Raw genomic sequence first — 16,010 nt, 5'->3', positions numbered from 1 at the left:
GACAGCTTGCGCGGCACATCCCACCATTTTTGCATTGAGAAAACACCATGAACCAACAACAGATCAGCGAGATCGCCGACCTACTTTGGGCAGCCGAAGAACGGCGCCTGCCTTGCGCGCCTATACGCGAACGCCTACTGGAAGCGGCAGGCAGTGCCGACCCGCTCGCCGCCGCTTACGCGGTGCAGCAATACAATGTGCGCCGCCGCATGGCAGCGGGCGGGCGCGTCGTCGGGCGCAAGATTGGCTTGACGTCGGTTGCCGTGCAGACCCAGCTCGGCGTCGATTCGCCCGACTTCGGCATGCTCTTTGCCGACATGGCCTATGGCGATGGCGCCGAAATTCCCCTGGCACGCACACTGCAGCCAAAAGTAGAGGCGGAAATTGCGCTGGTGCTGGAGCGCGACCTGACGCACGAGCGGCATACCTTTGCCGACATCATCTCGGCTACCGCGTATGCGCTGCCGGCCATTGAAGTGGTGGGCAGCCGCATTGAAAACTGGAGCATCAAGCTGCTCGACACGGTGGCCGACAATGCGTCGAGCGGCGCCTTCGTGCTCGGCTCTACCCCCGTCAAGCTGGGTCGCCTCGACCTGGTCAACTGCAAGATGGCTATGCAGCGCCGCGGCGAAAGCGTGTCCGTGGGCAGCGGCGCGGCCTGCCTGGCCAATCCCCTGAATGCGGCCGTATGGCTCGCTGACATGATGGTGCGCGTCGGTACGCCGCTGCGCGCAGGCGAAGTGCTGCTGACCGGCGCACTCGGGCCGATGGTCGCGGTGGCGCCCGGCGACCAGTTTGTCGCACGTATCGAAGGACTGGGCGAGCTGCGCGCAGTGTTTGGTAATTAACCAGGGATTTCAACATGAACCAGCACAAGAAAATACGCGTTGCCATCATCGGCCCCGGCAACATTGGCACCGACCTGATGATCAAGATTCTCAGGGGTGGCAAGCACATCGAGATGGGCGCCATGGTTGGCATCGATGCCGCCTCGGATGGCCTGGCGCGCGCGGCCCGCATGGGCGTTGCCGTCACCCACGAAGGTGTGGAGGGCCTGGCACGCTTGCCGGAGTTTGACGAGATCGACATCGTTTTCGATGCCACTTCGGCCGGCGCCCATGTCAAGAACGACGCCTTCCTGCGTGGCCTGCGTCCTTCGCTGCGCATGATCGATCTGACGCCCGCTGCCATCGGGCCGTACTGCATCCCCGTCGTCAATGGCGACGAACATGCCGATGCCCCCAACGTCAATATGGTCACGTGCGGCGGCCAGGCCACCATCCCCATGGTTGCCGCAGTAGCGCGCGTGGCCCCCGTCCACTACGCTGAAATCGTCGCATCGATCGCCAGCAAATCGGCCGGTCCCGGCACACGCGCCAATATCGACGAATTTACGGAAACCACGTCGCGGGCGATCGTCGAAGTGGGCGGCGCGCAGCATGGCAAGGCGATCATCGTCCTCAATCCGGCCGAGCCGCCCTTGATCATGCGCGACACGGTCTACTGCCTCGCTGCGCTGGACGCCGACGAAGAGGCTATCGGCGCCTCGGTGCTTGCCATGGCTGCCGAAGTGGCCTCGTATGTGCCCGGCTACCGCCTCAAGCAGGACGTGCAGTTCGAGCGCTTTGGCGCTGACAATGCGCCCAATATCCCGGGAATAGGCCGTCAGGCCGGCTTGAAAGTGTCGATCTTCCTCGAAGTGGAAGGCGCCGCGCACTATTTGCCGGCCTACGCGGGCAATCTTGACATCATGACCAGCGCTGCACTGGCCACCGCCGAGCGCATTGCCGCCAGCATGAACGCCGCCCCGCTGGCGGTTTAACGGTACGACCTTAGGAAAATCATGTTCAATCCGGATAAAAAAATCTATGTCTCCGACGTCACCCTGCGTGACGGCATGCATGCGGTGCGCCATCAGTACACGCTGGCGCAGGTAGTGAGCATTGCCCAGGCGCTCGATGCGGCCAAGGTCGATTCAATTGAAGTGGCGCACGGCGATGGCTTGCAAGGGTCGAGCTTCAACTATGGCTTTGGCGCCCATACCGACCTTGAATGGATAGAGGCGGTCGCTGGCAGCGTCAAGCATGCCAAGGTTGCAACGCTGCTACTGCCCGGTATCGGCACCATCCACGATCTGAAAAATGCCTATGATGCGGGAGCGCGCATCGTGCGCGTTGCCACGCACTGCACCGAAGCGGACATCTCGCGCCAGCATATTGAATATGCGCGTCAATTGGGCATGGACACGGTGGGTTTTTTGATGATGAGCCACATGAACACGCCGGCAGGGCTGGCGCAGCAGGCCAAGCTGATGGAAAGCTATGGCGCGCAGTGCGTCTACGTCGTCGATTCCGGCGGCGCGATGAATATGTACGACATTGCCGAGCGCTTCAAGGCCTTCAAGGATGTCTTGCTGCCCGAGACGCAGACCGGCATGCATGCGCACCATAACCTGAGCCTGGGCGTGGCCAATTCGCTCGTCGCGCTGGAACATGGCTGCGACCGCATCGATGCCAGTCTGACCGGCATGGGCGCCGGCGCCGGCAATGCGCCGCTGGAAGTGTTCATTGCTGCGGCCGACCGCATGGGTCTCAAGCACGGCTGCGATGTGAAAAAGCTCATTGATACGGCCGAAGAGCTGGTGCGACCGATGCAGGAGCGGCCCGTGCGCGTGGACCGTGAAACCCTGGCCCTGGGCTATGCGGGCGTATATTCAAGCTTCCTGCGCCATGCAGAAGCGGCGTCGGCCAAGTATGGCTTGCCGGCCTTCGATATCCTGGTCGAAATGGGCAAGCGCCGCATGGTCGGTGGCCAGGAAGACATGATTGTGGACGTCGCGCTGGACATGCTCAAGCAGCGCGCAGCAGCGCAGGACTGACGCGGCTACCGTTTCTCTCTGGCGTGCGCTCACTCGCGTGATCGCACGCTATCTTGTCGTCCGCGCGCTCGCGCCGACACACGCTATCTCACTAAAACAACACATCTTTCAAGGCGGTCCGCCGTGCGGGCCTGCGCCTGGCGACTCTGCTGCGCCATTTTTGCGTCCAGCATCATTTCATGCATAAAGCGTATAGCAGCCATGCGCACTATAGAATGGCTTTCTTCGTTATGTGTGCCAAAATTCTAGAACATATCTTCCAGAGCAAAGTTCTGTTAAAAAGAAATTGCTCCCCCCTGTAGCCTGCTTTAGTTTGCTTCACGGAAACAGGATATGTACGGCCGTTGCGGGCATCCGCACCGGCTACAGGAGGCTGACGTTAGCCTTGCATAAAAATAATGGAGACAACATGAAGAAATCAGTAGCCGGTATGGCCGCCTTGTGCGTGTCCGCCGTGTCGTTTGCACAGACCTCTGCAGCATCGATTGAACAGCCTGCGGGCAGCCTGAAAGTGTATGGCGTGGCCGACCTGGGGCTTGCCCATTACCGTACCTCGGGTGAATCAAAAACCGCCATGCATCCGGGAGGTTCCGGTTCGCGCATCGGTTTTTTGGCCAGTGAAGACCTGGGTTCGGGCTGGAAGGCCAACGCCCGGCTTGAAGCGGGTGTGAACTTGGACACGGGTACGTCCAGTTCCACCAACGGTAATCCCAGCCGCGTATTTAGCCGCCAGGCGTATATCGAGATCGAGAACCGCGAGTTTGGTGCCGTGCGATTGGGACGCCAGCAAGGTCCGGCATACTCCTTCTTTGGCACGTATGACCCCATGCTGATGCCGGCCATGGATGCGTGGGGCGTGCTGTCCACGCTGGGCTTTGGCGCACCTGGCACTGCCAGCGGCACGGGCAAGCCTGGCGGCTTCCTGATCAATCCGACGACGCGCACGGAAAACACCATCGCCTACATCTCGCCGCGCATGCGCGGCGTGCAGGCCAATCTGTCATACAGCCTGAGTGAAGATTCGCTGACCCTGCCAAGCCTGCTTGAAGTGGGCGCCGACTATGCGTCCGGGCCACTGCTCGTGGGCATCCTGGTGGTGAAAGCGGGTGCCACGGACGGCTCGGGTGCCATCCGCGGCATCGATTCCGTGACTGAAATGGCCATCGGCGCCAAATATATGGCTGGCCCGGTGCAACCCTACCTGAGCTACATCCGGCGCGACGCGACCGATCCTACGCGCGGCGCGGGCGGTGCCATGCTCAACGGCCGCACTGAAACCATCAAGCTGGTCGGTGCCGTCATTCCCGTCTCCGAGCGCGGCAATGTGCGCCTCACTTACGGGCGTTACGACAGCGGCGCGGCCGACAGCGATGTCACCAACTACGGCATTGCCTACACCTATGACTTGAGCCGCTCGATGATGCTGATGGCCGCCTATACCCATTTGTCGCAAGGCGGCAGGGCCAGCTATCCGGTGTTTCAAAGCCCGAAGCCTGATGCGGGGCATGCCATCGATGCCGTCACTGCAGGCCTGAACTGGCGTTTCTGATCATTGTCGTATCCACACAAAAGGAACTGGAAATGTCCAATAAATCACCGTGGTATTACATCATTCACTGGATGCGCCTGTATTTTGGCGCGCATCTGCTGTTTTCCGGCATCCGCTATGCCGTCACCGGCTATGTGCCTGAAATTCCCGGCCTTGGCGGCGAATGGGTGCAGGCCAATGCGAATATTTATTTGTATCAAATGATCAAGTATCTGGAGATCGTCACCGGCGCCATGCTGTTTTTCAACCGCTTCACGCTGCTGGGGCTGATCCTGGAATTCCCGGCCACCGTAAATATCTTTTGGCTCAATACCTTCATCGTGGCCACGCCGCGCCAGCTGTTTACGGGCCCGCAGGAATTGTTCATGAACGGCGTGCTACTGCTGGCCTACAGTGGCTGGATTTTTGCCGCGATCAAGCCAAAACTCGAACCGCTGTGGCTGTGGGATGGCGCCAAGGCTTACAAGCCCGGTCTCGGCGAACGGCTCGACGATAAAAGACCTGCGCAGGGCGGCAAATTCAATAGCGAGGTGAATTGATGGACAAGAATAAATGGATCGCCGTTGCGGTGTGCGTGCTACTCACGGTTGCCGCCTATATCGGCTCGACTGGCCTTTTCTACACTAATTTCAGGCCGATACGCAACTATGACCTGATCGCGTTTGCCGGTTCCTGGGTTGGTCTTATCTACATGATGATACGCGACAGCCGGCGGCAGGACTGATCGTTCCCGCTTCGGCGGGATCAACAATAACAAGGAGACGATCATGGAAACGAAGCGTAGAAAATTTGTCCAGTTATCGGCGCTTATCGCGTCAAGCTGGGCTGCTGTTCCGGCCTGGGCCATGCTGGAAAGCGCCGCCACGGGCAAGCCCGGCGAGCCAGGTGCGCGTGGCGAGCCCGTTCCGGACGCCATCTACACGCTGGTAGATTACTGCCTGGGCACCCGCTATGAAGACTTGCCGGCTGAGGTCGTGGCCGTTACCAAGACGCAGATCCTCGACACGGTTGCCGTCGCGCTGCCGGCGCTGGGGGCCGATGGCATCAAGCAGTTGTACGCCTGGAGCAGCGAGACGGGCGGCAAGGAGGAAAGCCTGATCCTGGGCACGAAAGTGCGCATGCCGGCCGAAAAGGCGGCGCGCCTGAATGCCGCCATGGCTGCAGCGCTGGAGTTTGACGACACTTACGAGCCCTCGTTGATACATGCCTCTTGCGTGACCATACCAACGGCGCTGGCGGTGGCGGATTTCGTCGGTGGCGTCAGCGGCAAGGACCTCATCGCCGCTGTAGCCACGGGTACCGACGCAGCATGCCGGCTGTCGCGCGCAGGCTCACCGGGCGTATCGCCGTTCATCGTCGGCTGGGACCCCACCCCGATGTATGGTTTCCTGGCAGCAGCGCTGGTGGCTGGACGGCTGATGGGATTGACGCGCGAACAGATGGTGGCCGCCGTGGGGCTGGCCTACCATCAGTTGTCAGGCAATGCGCAGGCGAGCATCGACGGCACCCATGCCAAGCGCCTCGGCGCCGGCTTTGCCGCCTATGGCGGCGTGATGTCGGCGCGCCTGGCCAAGCGCGGCGTGTTCGGCTCGCCCCATGTGCTGGGCGGCATCAAGGGCTTGTTCAAGCAATACCATGGCGGCAAGTTTGCCGAAGAGGCATTGCTGGGCGGCCTGGGTAGCCGTTTTGCGGGGCTCGACATCGCCCCGAAGCCCTATCCCTGCTGCAGGGGAGGGCATGTCGCCATCGACGGCGTGCTCGATATCGTCAAGGTACATCGCCTGAAGGCTGACGATGTGGAGCAGGTGACGATCTACAGCCCGCCCGCCGAAATGATGCTGCTGGGCGCACCGTTGGAAAAAAAGCAAAATCCCAAGAGCATCGTCGAAGCGCAATTCAGCAATCCGTGGATGGTGGCTGTGGCGATACAGGACAGGGAAGTGGGCTTGCGTCATTTCTCCGAGGCGGCCTTGCAGCGCGCCGATCTGCGCGCGCTTGCCAGGCGCATCGTCACCGTCGAAGACAAGAACCTGGTGCGTCCCGATGGCGGGCCTGGCTATGTGCGCCTGGAACTGAAGGCGCGCGACGGCAAGACCCACACCCGGCTGGTGAAATTTGCCAAAGGGGATCCGAAAAATCCGATGACGCCAGAGGAGTACAAAAAGAAGGTGTTTGAGTGTACGGATGCCGCTGGCATGCAGCGTGCGCAGGCAGAGAGGCTCATGGCACGCATCCTCAACCTGGAAGCGGAGTCCAATGTGTCGGCCTTGAACGCGGCCATGGCCGTCGCTTAGGGCACGGCAGCACCGGTGGGCGCGTGTCTGTATTGCTGGGGCAGACACGCACCACTCGCCACCGTCTGCAAGCTATGCGCATATCACATAGCAGACATTCCATCGTGGGCATTGAAAGCACGCAAGGCAGATATGATAATCTTCGAACGCTATATAAAGAATAGATCAATGCTGGAGACAAATTTCAAACGCGTGGCCGATCTGGCGCGCACTGCGTGGCGCGGTATCTGTCGTAGCTGCTGTACACCGTCGGCCTTGGGCGTTCGCCTGATGCTGGCGCTGGCAAGCAGCGTTGCCCTGGCGCCTGGTGCTTCCTTCGCGGCGCCGCTTACGGCGCGCCAGATCGACATCGCCGACTACCGCTCCTACCTGGCCGACGATCATCCTGTACGTCAGGGCATGGTCAAATTTGCGCAACTGGTCGAGGCCGGCAGTGCGGGCACCCTGCACGTGACTGCGCGCACCGATGCCTTGCCTGGCTCTCCTGCCAAACAGATCGCTGCGCTGCGCTCTGGCGCCGATGGCGCGCCTGCATTGATGCTGGTGGCTACTACCGGCCTGGCCGGCGTGGCGCAGGAATTCGAGTTGATGGACCTGCCATTCTTGCTGCGCGACGAGCAAGAGGCCGATGCCTTGCTCGATGGCGCTTTCGGCAACGCCTTGCTGGCGCGCCTGCCCTCGACCGGACTGGTGGGCCTGGCGTGGTGGGAAAACGGCTTTCGCCAGATCACCACCTCCGGTGCGCCCATACGCCAGGCTGACGATATGCGCGGCCGCAATTTCCGCGTGATTGGCGAGCCGGTGTTTATCGATACCCTGCGCGCCATGGGCGCCCATCCCCAAGCCTTGCCATTTGGCGAATTGTATGCAGCGCTCAAATCGCAGCGCGTGGATGCCCAGGATAACTTTTACGCCCAGATTCTTGCCGGGCGTCTGTATGAAGTGCAGTCCTCGCTCACCGTGAGCAACCATTCCTACAGCCCGCTGGTGCTGGTGGCCAATGCCGTGTTTTGGCAAGGCTTGACGCCGGAACAGCAGCGAGTTTTGCAAACCGCTGCCCGCGAGGTGGGCCAATTTCAACGTCAGGCGACCCGCGCCGAAGCACGCCAGGCCCGCGCCGCGCTGGCGCAGCGTGGCTTGCAGGTCAACGAACTGGCGCCAGCCGAACGGAAAAAACTGGAAGAAATGACAGCGCCAGTACGCAGCAGCTATTTCGCCAGGCACAAGCAGGCGTTGTGGCGCTTGTACCAGGAGAGGGCGCATTGACGTTTGAATTGACGTTTGCATTAACGTTTGTTCCCAGCCATTCAAAAAAATTTACAAGAGGAGACAACATCGTGAAAAACGAGCAGAAACCGAATCACGCCAAGCTGGCATACAGGAGACATAGCAAGTGATCACCGACAAAAAATTGAATGCGATTTCCATCGCACTTGGCATATTGCTGACAGGCTATGTCGCGCAAAACCTGCACTTTAATCCACGCTGGTATGGCGACAATGGCCCTGGCGTAGGCAAGCTGCCACGGGGTATTGTTTCCGATTATATGGCTGTCGCTTACGGGAAAGGTCAAGTGGAAGAAGCGGCCAAGCTGTATTTCACCAAGAAAACAATCGACGTGACGCCGCAAGCGCTCTACCGCAAGGACACGGCGCCGCTCAGCTACACGGTGCGCCAGGTAGTGGCGGAAGGCTTGAACGTCGTTGTCCACCATTGCGTGGAGGCAAATGGCGCTCTCCCGGCACAAGAGGTCGTCGATATGTTTCGCACTGGAAACGGGCGTATCGTCTGGCGCAAGACCTTGACGCAAGCGCTGGGTGGCCAGTCTTGCATCGACAGCAGCCTGGGCAAGCCTGTCGACCTGGGTTGATGGCGCCTGATTGATCTACAACAAAAAAATAAATCATCTGGAGACAAGTTTCATGGCAATTCCCACCCGTGCTGACATCAGCACCAGTAACAAGTTCGATATCTGGTTTGTCGGCAAACTCGTGCTGATTTTTTTCCGCATCATGCTCGGCGCCTGGATGATCGTCAGCGGCACCAGCCATTTGCTGTCGCTGTTCGGCTTTGCGCCTATCTTCCCCCAGCCGCTGGGTAATTTTCACCCGTCAAACGTGATGCTGGTCTCGCTGCTGGAAGTGGGCATGTTTGACATCGTCAAGACAGTTGAACTGCTCGTCGGGCTGTGCCTGGTGTTCAATATTTTCGTACCGCTGGTCCTGGCCGTTGCATTGCCGATCTCTTACATGGTGTTTCATAACTCCATCGTCTTGAACGTGCGCTATGACCGCATCTTCAGTACCTATATGTCGGTCTGGTGCCTGTACATGAATCTTATCCTGGTGCTGGCGCATATACGTTATTACCTGCCGATGCTGAAGATGCGTGCGCCCATGGGCAAGCTGGAAGATTTTAAGATGCTCCCATCCATTTTTAGTCCTGCGGAACAGGAAGAGAAGCAGTAACAGGGTTGGACGTGTACGCACTGTTGCGCGCGTTCCATCGTACGACACTTGATTAACTCAAACTTGCGGAACTTATATGGCTGACTTTTCCACCCCTGCTACACAGGACAAGAACCGGCGACGTGCCATTATCGCCAGCTACCTGGGCACCACGCTCGAGTACTACGATTTCCTGCTGTACGGCGTTGCCGCGGCACTCGTCTTTCCACACATCTTCTTTCTGAACCTTGATCCGACGATCGGCACGATGTCGGCGTTTGCCACCTTGGCGGCTGGCTATTTTGCGCGTCCCCTGGGTGCGGTTGTCTTCGGGCATTACGGCGACAGGCTGGGCCGCAAGAAGATTTTGATGATCACCCTGATCATGATGGGCGGTGCCAGCGTCCTCATCGGCATGCTGCCTACCTATCAGCAAATTGGCATCATGGCGCCGATCTTGCTGGTCATCTTGCGCCTGATACAAGGTTTTGCCATCGGCGGCGAATGGGGGGGCGCAACCCTGATGTCGATGGAGCATGCCAAGCCCAAGGGGCGTGGCCTGGCCGTATCGATCGTCGCCTCCGGCGGCCCCAGCGGCGCATTGCTCGGTACGCTGGTGATGATGCTGTTCTCCAAGTTACCCAATGAAGACTTCCTGGCCTGGGGCTGGCGCATACCGTTCCTGCTCAGCGCGCTGCTCGTTGTGCTCGGTATCGTGATCCGCATGAAGCTCGATGAAACGCCTGAATTTGAAGAGGCGCGCAAGAAGCGGCTTGCTTCGGGCAAGAAGCATAGCGTGTTGCCCCTGGTAACGGTATTTCGTCACAACCGCGCGCAAGTGCTCTCTGGCGTCATTGGCGGCCTGGCACCGCTGGCATTTGCCACTTTTGCCGCAGCCTTTTTGCTTAATTATGCCGTCACGATAGGCTATAGCCGCAGCGATTCGCTGCTGGCCATGACGGTGGCCAACTTGCTGCATATTTTCTCGATGCCGTGTTTTGGTGCAATGTCCGACCGCTATGGCCGGCGCCCGCTGATGATCACCGGCGCGCTCCTGGGCGCTGTACTGATCTGGCCGATCTTCTTGCTGGTCAATAGCGGCAGTCTCGGCGCCTTGATCCTGGCCCTGGTGCTCGCCTTGCCGCTGGTGCAAGCCATGATGGGCGGTCCGGTCAACACCTGGATGGGTGAAAAATTTGCAGCCGACGTACGTTACAGCGGTATCGCCGTGACCTTCCAGCTGGCGTCCACCATCGGCTCGGGTCTGGCGCCCATGATTGCAGCGGGCCTGCTGGCCTGGAAGGGTGGGGCCGATCCTATCTACGTCGCGGTGTTCTTCGGCTCCCTGTGCGTCATCAGCGCCATCGCGTTCTACTTCAGCACCGAGCGCTTCGACCAGGAGCTGCCGGTCAATACGGTGGGCGCGGAGGAAGCGGACAGCGAGCCGGGCAAAAATATGCCACCAGTGGGCGGCAAGGTGCAAACAGGGTAAGCGTTACTCACTGGCGCTTCGCACAAAATGGCCTGCAGCGTTATCACTGCAGGCCATTTTTTTGCATGCATGCATGCCTGTGCAGATGTTTCCGTTTGAGGGACGAGGCGTTAAGTGCCTGCCCTACGTAGCGAGGATGGCAAGGAGAGCGGTATCGAGGGAAGGGGAAATGCTGCTGCGCAGCCCAAGGACGGGCCGCGCAGTTGGGGGGGAGGGAGCCTTACAGGTCGAGCACCAGGCGCCCGTTTTTGGCGCGCGAGCAGCAGGCCATCATCGACTTGTTGCCGGCGCGCTGGGTGGGTGTCAGTACCTCGTCGCGGTGATCGACTTCGCCGTCGAGCACGCCGATCTCGCAGCAGCCGCAAATGCCGGCCTCGCACGATGAATCGATGCTGATGCCGTTGTCTGCAAGCACCGCCAGCAGCGTCGATTGCGTGGGGACGAGCAGTTCGATGCCGGTGCGTGCCAGCTGGACGACAAAACCCTCGCCGCTGGTGCTGGGCATTTTCGTCGCGCCAAAGCGTTCCAGGTGGACGGTGTCAGGCGCGCGTGACGATGCGGCCGCTTCGTACGCCGTCAGCATCGGGCCAGGGCCGCAACAATAGAAGTGCGCATGAGTGGGAGCGGTCGCCACGATGGCCGCCATGTCCAGCACGGCATGGGTTTCATCGTCGATGTGCAGGCGCACGCGCTGGCCAAATTGCGCCAGATCGGGCAGGAAGGCCAGGTCGGCGCGCGAGCGGCTGGCATACCATAGCTCCCACGATGCGCCCAGGCGCTCGAGTTGGCGCGCCATGCACAGCACAGGGGTGATGCCGATGCCGCCGGCGATCAGCACCGTGTGTGCGGCGTCTTCTTTCAGCGGGAAATGATTGCGTGGCTGCGACAGCGCGACGAGCGTGCCCACGCGCAGCTGCTCGTGCATATAGCGCGATCCGCCGCGGCTATTCGAGTCTAGCTTGACGCCGACCACGTAGCGCGCCGGTGCAGCGTCGGCGTGCAGCAGCGAATAAGACCGGGTGATCCCGTTCGCTAGGTGCACATCGACGTGGGCGCCGGCGCTGACGGCGGGCAGCGGTGCGCCTTCCGGGTCGACGAACTCATACACCAGGATGTCCCGGGTCGCATAGGTGACCGACTGCAGGCGCAGCTGCAGTTTGTCGTGCGCGTTTGCTGCGGGCGTGAGAGAGGGCGCGGACATGGTCGTTATCCCTGTTCCGACTTGACGGCAACCGTCATGCTGCCGACGTTTTCTATCTCGCACTGCATGATGTCGCCTGGCAGTACCTGGCCTACGCCGGCGCAAGTACCGCTCATGATGATGTCGCCCGGATGCAAGGTGTAGTAGCTCGACGCCCAGGCGATCTGCTCGGCGATGCCGATGATCATTTCTGCCGTGCTCGCTTGCTGGCGCACTTCGCCATTGACGCTGAGCTTGATGTCGAGTTTTTGCGCGTTGCCGATGGCGTCGGCCGTGACCAGCCAGGGACCGAGCACGGCATAGCTGTCGACCGATTTGCGCAGCGAGCGGTCTTCCGGTCCGCGCACTGTCATGTCGAGCGCGATGGCATAGCCGGCGACATACGACATGGCGTCTGCCTGCGAAACATTGGCAGCGGTCTTGCCGATCACCACGCCAAGCTCCATTTCGTGATGGCTTAAGCGCTCTGGAAAACGCAACGACACACCTTCGGCCGGACCGACCAGGGAACTGGCCGCTTTCAGGAACAAGCCTTGTTCGGTGATATTGCCTTTGTAGCGGTCGGTAAAGGTGGCCTGGTCGGCATTGGCCTCGGCCACATGGTCAGCATAGTTGACGGGCACGCCGATGATTTTGCCAGGATTGGCCACGGGGGAGAGGAAGCGCACTGCGTCGATGGGTTTGGCCGTCGCGCCCGGCAGTACGCGCGTGATGGCCTCGCGCACGACGTCGAGGTGGGCGATGAGCATGTCACCGGGGGCGGCAGGGTAGAGCGCAGGGGGCAGTGCCTCCAGGGCCGCGCTGACGTCATACACCATGGCGTCAATGACGACGCCTAATTGTTGTTGGTCGTACCAGCAGATATTCATGCGTATGTCTTTCAAAAAATATAGGACGAAGAGGGTGCCTTGGCGCCCCTCTGAAAAGAATCTAGCCTGCAGAGCGCAGTTCTTCGGACAGCAATCCCAGGCGCTGCAGCACATCGGCGTCCGAGACGATGAACAGGCGCGCATCGCCTTCATCGCTGCGGTGCGAGACCCAGTTATGCTGCGGCACCGTGAACGTGTCGCGCGGGCCCCACGCAATGGTGTGTTCGCCGATGCGTGTTTCGCCATGGCCTTCGACGACGGTACACACCACATTGGCATTGCTGCGCGCGGGCACTGTTTGCACGCCCTTGTCGAGCTGCATCATCGAGGCCGCCAGCGTGGCCATGGCGTTGCCGCCATTGAGCGGATTGACGTAGCGCACGCGCCGCGCGCCATCGGGCGAGGCGGGCGCATGGGCCAGTGCGCGCACGGCGTCAAGGTAGGGATAGCGGAACACCGGAGAATGGTCGCGCCTTCCCTTGACTTCGCAAGGCACGATATTCGGGCTGGCGAAGGCGGCATCCATCATCGTGACGGGCGTTTCTTCAATGGGGCCGGGCTGGAAGACGACAGTGCCCAGGTTCTGGTGCAGCGGCACATCCAGCACGTCGAGCCAGACTACCGGCTCGGCGCCGTCGTGACGGTGCTCATGCCAGCACATGCCCGGCGTGAGCACCAGATCGCCAAACTCCATGGCGCACTCCTTGCCATCGACCAGCGTGACGGCCCCCGATCCTTCGAGCAGGAAGCGCAGCGCATTCATCGTATGGCGATGGGGGCGGGCCGTCTCGCCTGGCAGCAGGCATTGCAGCGCCGCGAGCACATTGCCGCAAGTAAATTCGTCAGCCAGGGAGCGGGCATGTGGGCTGAGCATTTGCAGAACGCGCCGCTGGACCGAGGCGGGCGATGTTTCGGCAAACGCTAGGTCGACCAGGGGGCGGGTGTCGTTCCAGCGCCAGATGTGGCTGGCCAGCGGGCCGGCAGGCGCCTTGTGGGCGTTCGGGCTTTCCCACAGCGGCGCCAGGCGCGCCGCATGCCAGCGTGCGTAAGATTCGGGATTGGACAGGCTCATGGTATGGGCCCTTACAGTTTGAATGATTCAAAAGTGCCCGGATGGAACAGGTCTTCCGGGGTGACGAGCCGCGAGGAAAGCCCTTGCTGGTGATGGTGGTCGAAGAATTTCTCCAGCACGTGGCGATTGCCGTCGAGGCCGTAGGACCAGAAGTCTTCGCCCATCAACTCGCGCGCTTCTTTCAGGCGCTCTTCGGCGAACGGCAGCGTGATCTTGGTGGCCGAGGTATCGCTCAGGTGTTCCAGCGCCAGGGTCTTCGACTGATTGAATGCCTTGTAGACGGCGCCCGGCAGCCACGGATGTTGTTCGGCCAGTTCGCGGCGCACGCCCAGGATGTGCATGATGGGGAAGATGCGCGTGCGGCGGTAGTAGTCCTGCGCTGCGGCGACGGGGTCCGGATACAGCCAGCCGATATTGGGCGTGCCTGGCGCAACATCGGGTGGACGCGGCGCCACGTAGGCGTCGATTTCGCCCTTGGCCAGCAAGCTGGAAATGGTTTCGCCTTTCGGCGCGTCTTCCAGCCTGACGTTGTCGGGCAATGCCAGCTTGATCTTTTCGGGGCGGCCTGCATGTGAAATGCCGCCGCGTACCCAGGTTACATCGGAGGGTGCCACGCCATGGTCGTCCTGCAAGATCGAGCGCACCCACACATTGGCGGTGAGCTGGTATTCGGGCAGGCCGATGCGGCAGCCGCGCAAGTCTTCCGGCTTCTTGATGCGGTCGGTGCGCACGTAGATGGCCGTATGGCGGAACGCACGCGACAAGAATACCGGTACGCCCACGTAGGGCAGCTTGCCATCGGCAGCCTTGACGGTGGAACTGGAGAGCGACAATTCACAGATGTCGAATTCTTCGCCGCGAAACGCGCGGAAGAAGATTTCTTCCGGCGACAGCGTCATGAAGATGGGGTTGACCCCATCGATCTGGACGGCACCATCGATCAGGGGACGGCAACGGTCGTAATTGCCGATGGCCACGGAGAGATTGAGTTTGTTCATGTGTTCCTTGACTGGTAACGCGTGATAATCGGTCACGCCCGGCGTTGCCCGAAGCCTGTTTTCCAGTGCTTGCGCATCACTGATGGATGCCGCTATTTTTTGTGATCGCAGCGATGGAAGCAACGCGAAAAGCTTCATTTCAGTTATGCTGCGCAGGCATGATTGGTGCAGCGCCGTCCGCAACACACGGGCGCATGCCGATTTTGCCGCCGTCAAGCATGTCAACCTTGTATTGCAGGGCATTAGGTTTTATGCAAGGTGTCGTGTTACCATTTTTTCTCTGTCAGCTCATTGCCAAATTTTCCATGTCCTCAATTACAAATCGTCCCCGCCGTTCCGGTGAACATCGCACCAGTGCCGCCTCGCGCGAGCGTATCCTCGACGCTGCATTTGAAGTCATTTGCGAGGACGGCTACAGCGGCGCAACCATGGCGAAGGTGGCGAAGAAGGCCGAACTGCCGGTGGGGAGTGTCTACTGGCATTTCGAGAACAAGGACATGCTGCTGGCCGCGCTCATCGAGACCAGTTACGAACGCTGGCACAAACAGGTCATCGCGCAGCATCAGCCATTGCCTGGCGAGGCCTTTGAACAGCACATCGAACGTATCCTGGGCAGTTCAGATACGGGTCGCCAGTACGATGCCGCAGACTTCTGGCGGCTGGGGGTCATACTCAGCGTGGAGCAATCGGTGCGCGAGCAAGTCGCCCGCGAGCGCTTTCTCAAGATACGCCAGATGCAGCGCACGGAGCTCGCATCCTGGTGGCGCACCACCATGCCCAGCATCCTGATAGCGCACGATCCCGACTTGCCGGAGCGCCTCAGTGGCTTCACGCTCGCGCTGCAGGACGGTAACGCGATTGCTGGTGCATCGGGCGAGTCCATCAAGGCATTTCGCCCCATGCTGGCCTCATGTCTGGTACACCTCGTTGCGCAGGCGACGGCCGATGCGACTGCCCAGGCAGCCACGCCCGCAGCTGGCACCGCGCGCAAGCGCATAGTCAAAAGCGTCGCTGCGAAGGGCTGATCTCCGGCTGTTTTTCAGCCTTTTTTGTCGCACCGCAGGCTCCTGCGGTCACTTTCTTGCCACTACCGGCGCTTCCGTCCAGCGCCGACCATTCCTGTTTTCCCCATTTATCCGCGCCTTCCACGGCAACAGCCGTGTGCTGCGTTTGCACAAAAATAAAATATTGATTCTAGAACGAAGATTCA

At 60.5% G+C, this 16,010-nt stretch carries 16 protein-coding genes; 12 read left to right on the top strand and 4 right to left on the bottom strand.

Going from position 1 to position 16,010, the window contains the following annotated elements; translation table 11 throughout:
• Positions 1-47 precede the first annotated feature (47 nt).
• From ACQ4W6_RS13525 to ACQ4W6_RS13475, 11 genes are all read left to right on the top strand, one after another.
• The gene (locus tag ACQ4W6_RS13525; protein WP_436567694.1) at positions 48-848 is read left to right on the top strand and encodes a fumarylacetoacetate hydrolase family protein; all 801 of its coding nucleotides are present in this window, start codon (positions 48-50) and stop codon (positions 846-848) included.
• Between the two features lie 14 nt (positions 849-862).
• Positions 863-1,822 (top strand): acetaldehyde dehydrogenase (acetylating), encoded by a 960-nt coding sequence (locus ACQ4W6_RS13520; RefSeq protein WP_436567693.1) that lies wholly within the window; start codon positions 863-865, stop codon positions 1,820-1,822.
• 21 nt (positions 1,823-1,843) lie between these two features.
• Positions 1,844-2,878 (top strand): 4-hydroxy-2-oxovalerate aldolase, encoded by a 1,035-nt coding sequence (gene dmpG / locus ACQ4W6_RS13515; protein WP_436567692.1) that lies wholly within the window; start codon positions 1,844-1,846, stop codon positions 2,876-2,878.
• A 409-nt stretch (positions 2,879-3,287) separates the two neighbouring features.
• Complete coding sequence (locus ACQ4W6_RS13510) at positions 3,288-4,427, top strand: porin (protein ID WP_436567691.1); 1,140 nt, start codon at positions 3,288-3,290, stop codon at positions 4,425-4,427.
• Positions 4,428-4,459: 32 nt separating this feature from the next.
• Positions 4,460-4,966 carry a hypothetical protein gene (locus tag ACQ4W6_RS13505; protein ID WP_436567690.1) on the top strand — a complete coding sequence of 169 codons (507 nt, stop codon included), beginning with the start codon at positions 4,460-4,462 and terminating at the stop codon, positions 4,964-4,966.
• On the top strand, positions 4,966-5,151 hold the full coding sequence (locus ACQ4W6_RS13500) for a hypothetical protein (RefSeq protein ID WP_436567689.1): 186 nt from the start codon (positions 4,966-4,968) through the stop codon (positions 5,149-5,151). Before ACQ4W6_RS13505 ends, ACQ4W6_RS13500 begins: the two co-directional genes overlap by 1 nt.
• 43 nt (positions 5,152-5,194) lie before the next feature.
• Positions 5,195-6,721 (top strand): MmgE/PrpD family protein, encoded by a 1,527-nt coding sequence (locus ACQ4W6_RS13495; protein WP_436567688.1) that lies wholly within the window; start codon positions 5,195-5,197, stop codon positions 6,719-6,721.
• A gap of 168 nt (positions 6,722-6,889) precedes the next feature.
• Entirely contained in the window at positions 6,890-7,987 is a 1,098-nt protein-coding gene (locus tag ACQ4W6_RS13490) for a DctP family TRAP transporter solute-binding subunit (protein ID WP_436567687.1), read from the top strand.
• Positions 7,988-8,114: 127 nt separating this feature from the next.
• Positions 8,115-8,591 (top strand): hypothetical protein, encoded by a 477-nt coding sequence (locus tag ACQ4W6_RS13485; RefSeq protein ID WP_436567686.1) that lies wholly within the window; start codon positions 8,115-8,117, stop codon positions 8,589-8,591.
• 52 nt (positions 8,592-8,643) lie between these two features.
• Entirely contained in the window at positions 8,644-9,189 is a 546-nt protein-coding gene (locus tag ACQ4W6_RS13480; RefSeq protein WP_436567685.1) for a DoxX family protein, read from the top strand.
• Between the two features lie 76 nt (positions 9,190-9,265).
• Complete coding sequence (locus ACQ4W6_RS13475; protein ID WP_436567684.1) at positions 9,266-10,660, top strand: MFS transporter; 1,395 nt, start codon at positions 9,266-9,268, stop codon at positions 10,658-10,660.
• Positions 10,661-10,880: 220 nt separating this feature from the next.
• On the opposite strand, the gene ACQ4W6_RS13470 is transcribed toward ACQ4W6_RS13475, so the two are convergent.
• From ACQ4W6_RS13470 to ACQ4W6_RS13455, 4 genes are all read right to left on the bottom strand, one after another.
• Positions 10,881-11,861 (bottom strand): PDR/VanB family oxidoreductase, encoded by a 981-nt coding sequence (locus ACQ4W6_RS13470; RefSeq protein WP_436567683.1) that lies wholly within the window; start codon positions 11,859-11,861, stop codon positions 10,881-10,883.
• A 5-nt stretch (positions 11,862-11,866) separates the two neighbouring features.
• A complete protein-coding gene (locus ACQ4W6_RS13465) occupies positions 11,867-12,730 on the bottom strand; it encodes a fumarylacetoacetate hydrolase family protein (protein ID WP_436567682.1) in 864 nt (287 codons plus the stop codon).
• 61 nt (positions 12,731-12,791) lie between these two features.
• Entirely contained in the window at positions 12,792-13,802 is a 1,011-nt protein-coding gene (locus tag ACQ4W6_RS13460) for a cupin domain-containing protein (RefSeq protein WP_436567681.1), read from the bottom strand.
• An 11-nt stretch (positions 13,803-13,813) separates the two neighbouring features.
• A complete protein-coding gene (locus ACQ4W6_RS13455) occupies positions 13,814-14,800 on the bottom strand; it encodes a substrate-binding domain-containing protein (protein WP_436567680.1) in 987 nt (328 codons plus the stop codon).
• A 218-nt stretch (positions 14,801-15,018) separates the two neighbouring features.
• On the opposite strand from ACQ4W6_RS13455, the gene ACQ4W6_RS13450 reads away from it, so the two are divergent.
• Complete coding sequence (locus ACQ4W6_RS13450; RefSeq protein WP_436567679.1) at positions 15,019-15,825, top strand: TetR/AcrR family transcriptional regulator; 807 nt, start codon at positions 15,019-15,021, stop codon at positions 15,823-15,825.
• Positions 15,826-16,010: the final 185 nt, after the last annotated feature.

It is taken from the genome of Janthinobacterium woesei (assembly GCF_051380875.1).
In the GTDB taxonomy this organism is placed as follows: Bacteria; Pseudomonadota; Gammaproteobacteria; order Burkholderiales; family Burkholderiaceae_D; genus Janthinobacterium.
This window is presented reverse-complemented; position numbering and strand designations above follow the sequence as displayed.

Excerpts from the sequence above, each read along its gene's own strand:
- ACQ4W6_RS13525 (WP_436567694.1), top strand. The coding sequence starts at position 48 with ATGAACCAACAACAGATCAGCGAGATCGCCGACCTACTTTGGGCAGCC.
- ACQ4W6_RS13520 (WP_436567693.1), top strand. The coding sequence starts at position 863 with ATGAACCAGCACAAGAAAATACGCGTTGCCATCATCGGCCCCGGCAAC.
- dmpG (WP_436567692.1), top strand. The coding sequence starts at position 1,844 with ATGTTCAATCCGGATAAAAAAATCTATGTCTCCGACGTCACCCTGCGT.
- ACQ4W6_RS13510 (WP_436567691.1), top strand. The coding sequence starts at position 3,288 with ATGAAGAAATCAGTAGCCGGTATGGCCGCCTTGTGCGTGTCCGCCGTG.
- ACQ4W6_RS13505 (WP_436567690.1), top strand. The coding sequence starts at position 4,460 with ATGTCCAATAAATCACCGTGGTATTACATCATTCACTGGATGCGCCTG.
- ACQ4W6_RS13500 (WP_436567689.1), top strand. The coding sequence starts at position 4,966 with ATGGACAAGAATAAATGGATCGCCGTTGCGGTGTGCGTGCTACTCACG.
- ACQ4W6_RS13495 (WP_436567688.1), top strand. The coding sequence starts at position 5,195 with ATGGAAACGAAGCGTAGAAAATTTGTCCAGTTATCGGCGCTTATCGCG.
- ACQ4W6_RS13490 (WP_436567687.1), top strand. The coding sequence starts at position 6,890 with ATGCTGGAGACAAATTTCAAACGCGTGGCCGATCTGGCGCGCACTGCG.
- ACQ4W6_RS13480 (WP_436567685.1), top strand. The coding sequence starts at position 8,644 with ATGGCAATTCCCACCCGTGCTGACATCAGCACCAGTAACAAGTTCGAT.
- ACQ4W6_RS13475 (WP_436567684.1), top strand. The coding sequence starts at position 9,266 with ATGGCTGACTTTTCCACCCCTGCTACACAGGACAAGAACCGGCGACGT.
- ACQ4W6_RS13470 (WP_436567683.1), bottom strand. The coding sequence starts at position 11,861 with ATGTCCGCGCCCTCTCTCACGCCCGCAGCAAACGCGCACGACAAACTG.
- ACQ4W6_RS13465 (WP_436567682.1), bottom strand. The coding sequence starts at position 12,730 with ATGAATATCTGCTGGTACGACCAACAACAATTAGGCGTCGTCATTGAC.
- ACQ4W6_RS13460 (WP_436567681.1), bottom strand. The coding sequence starts at position 13,802 with ATGAGCCTGTCCAATCCCGAATCTTACGCACGCTGGCATGCGGCGCGC.
- ACQ4W6_RS13455 (WP_436567680.1), bottom strand. The coding sequence starts at position 14,800 with ATGAACAAACTCAATCTCTCCGTGGCCATCGGCAATTACGACCGTTGC.
- ACQ4W6_RS13450 (WP_436567679.1), top strand. The coding sequence starts at position 15,019 with ATGTCAACCTTGTATTGCAGGGCATTAGGTTTTATGCAAGGTGTCGTG.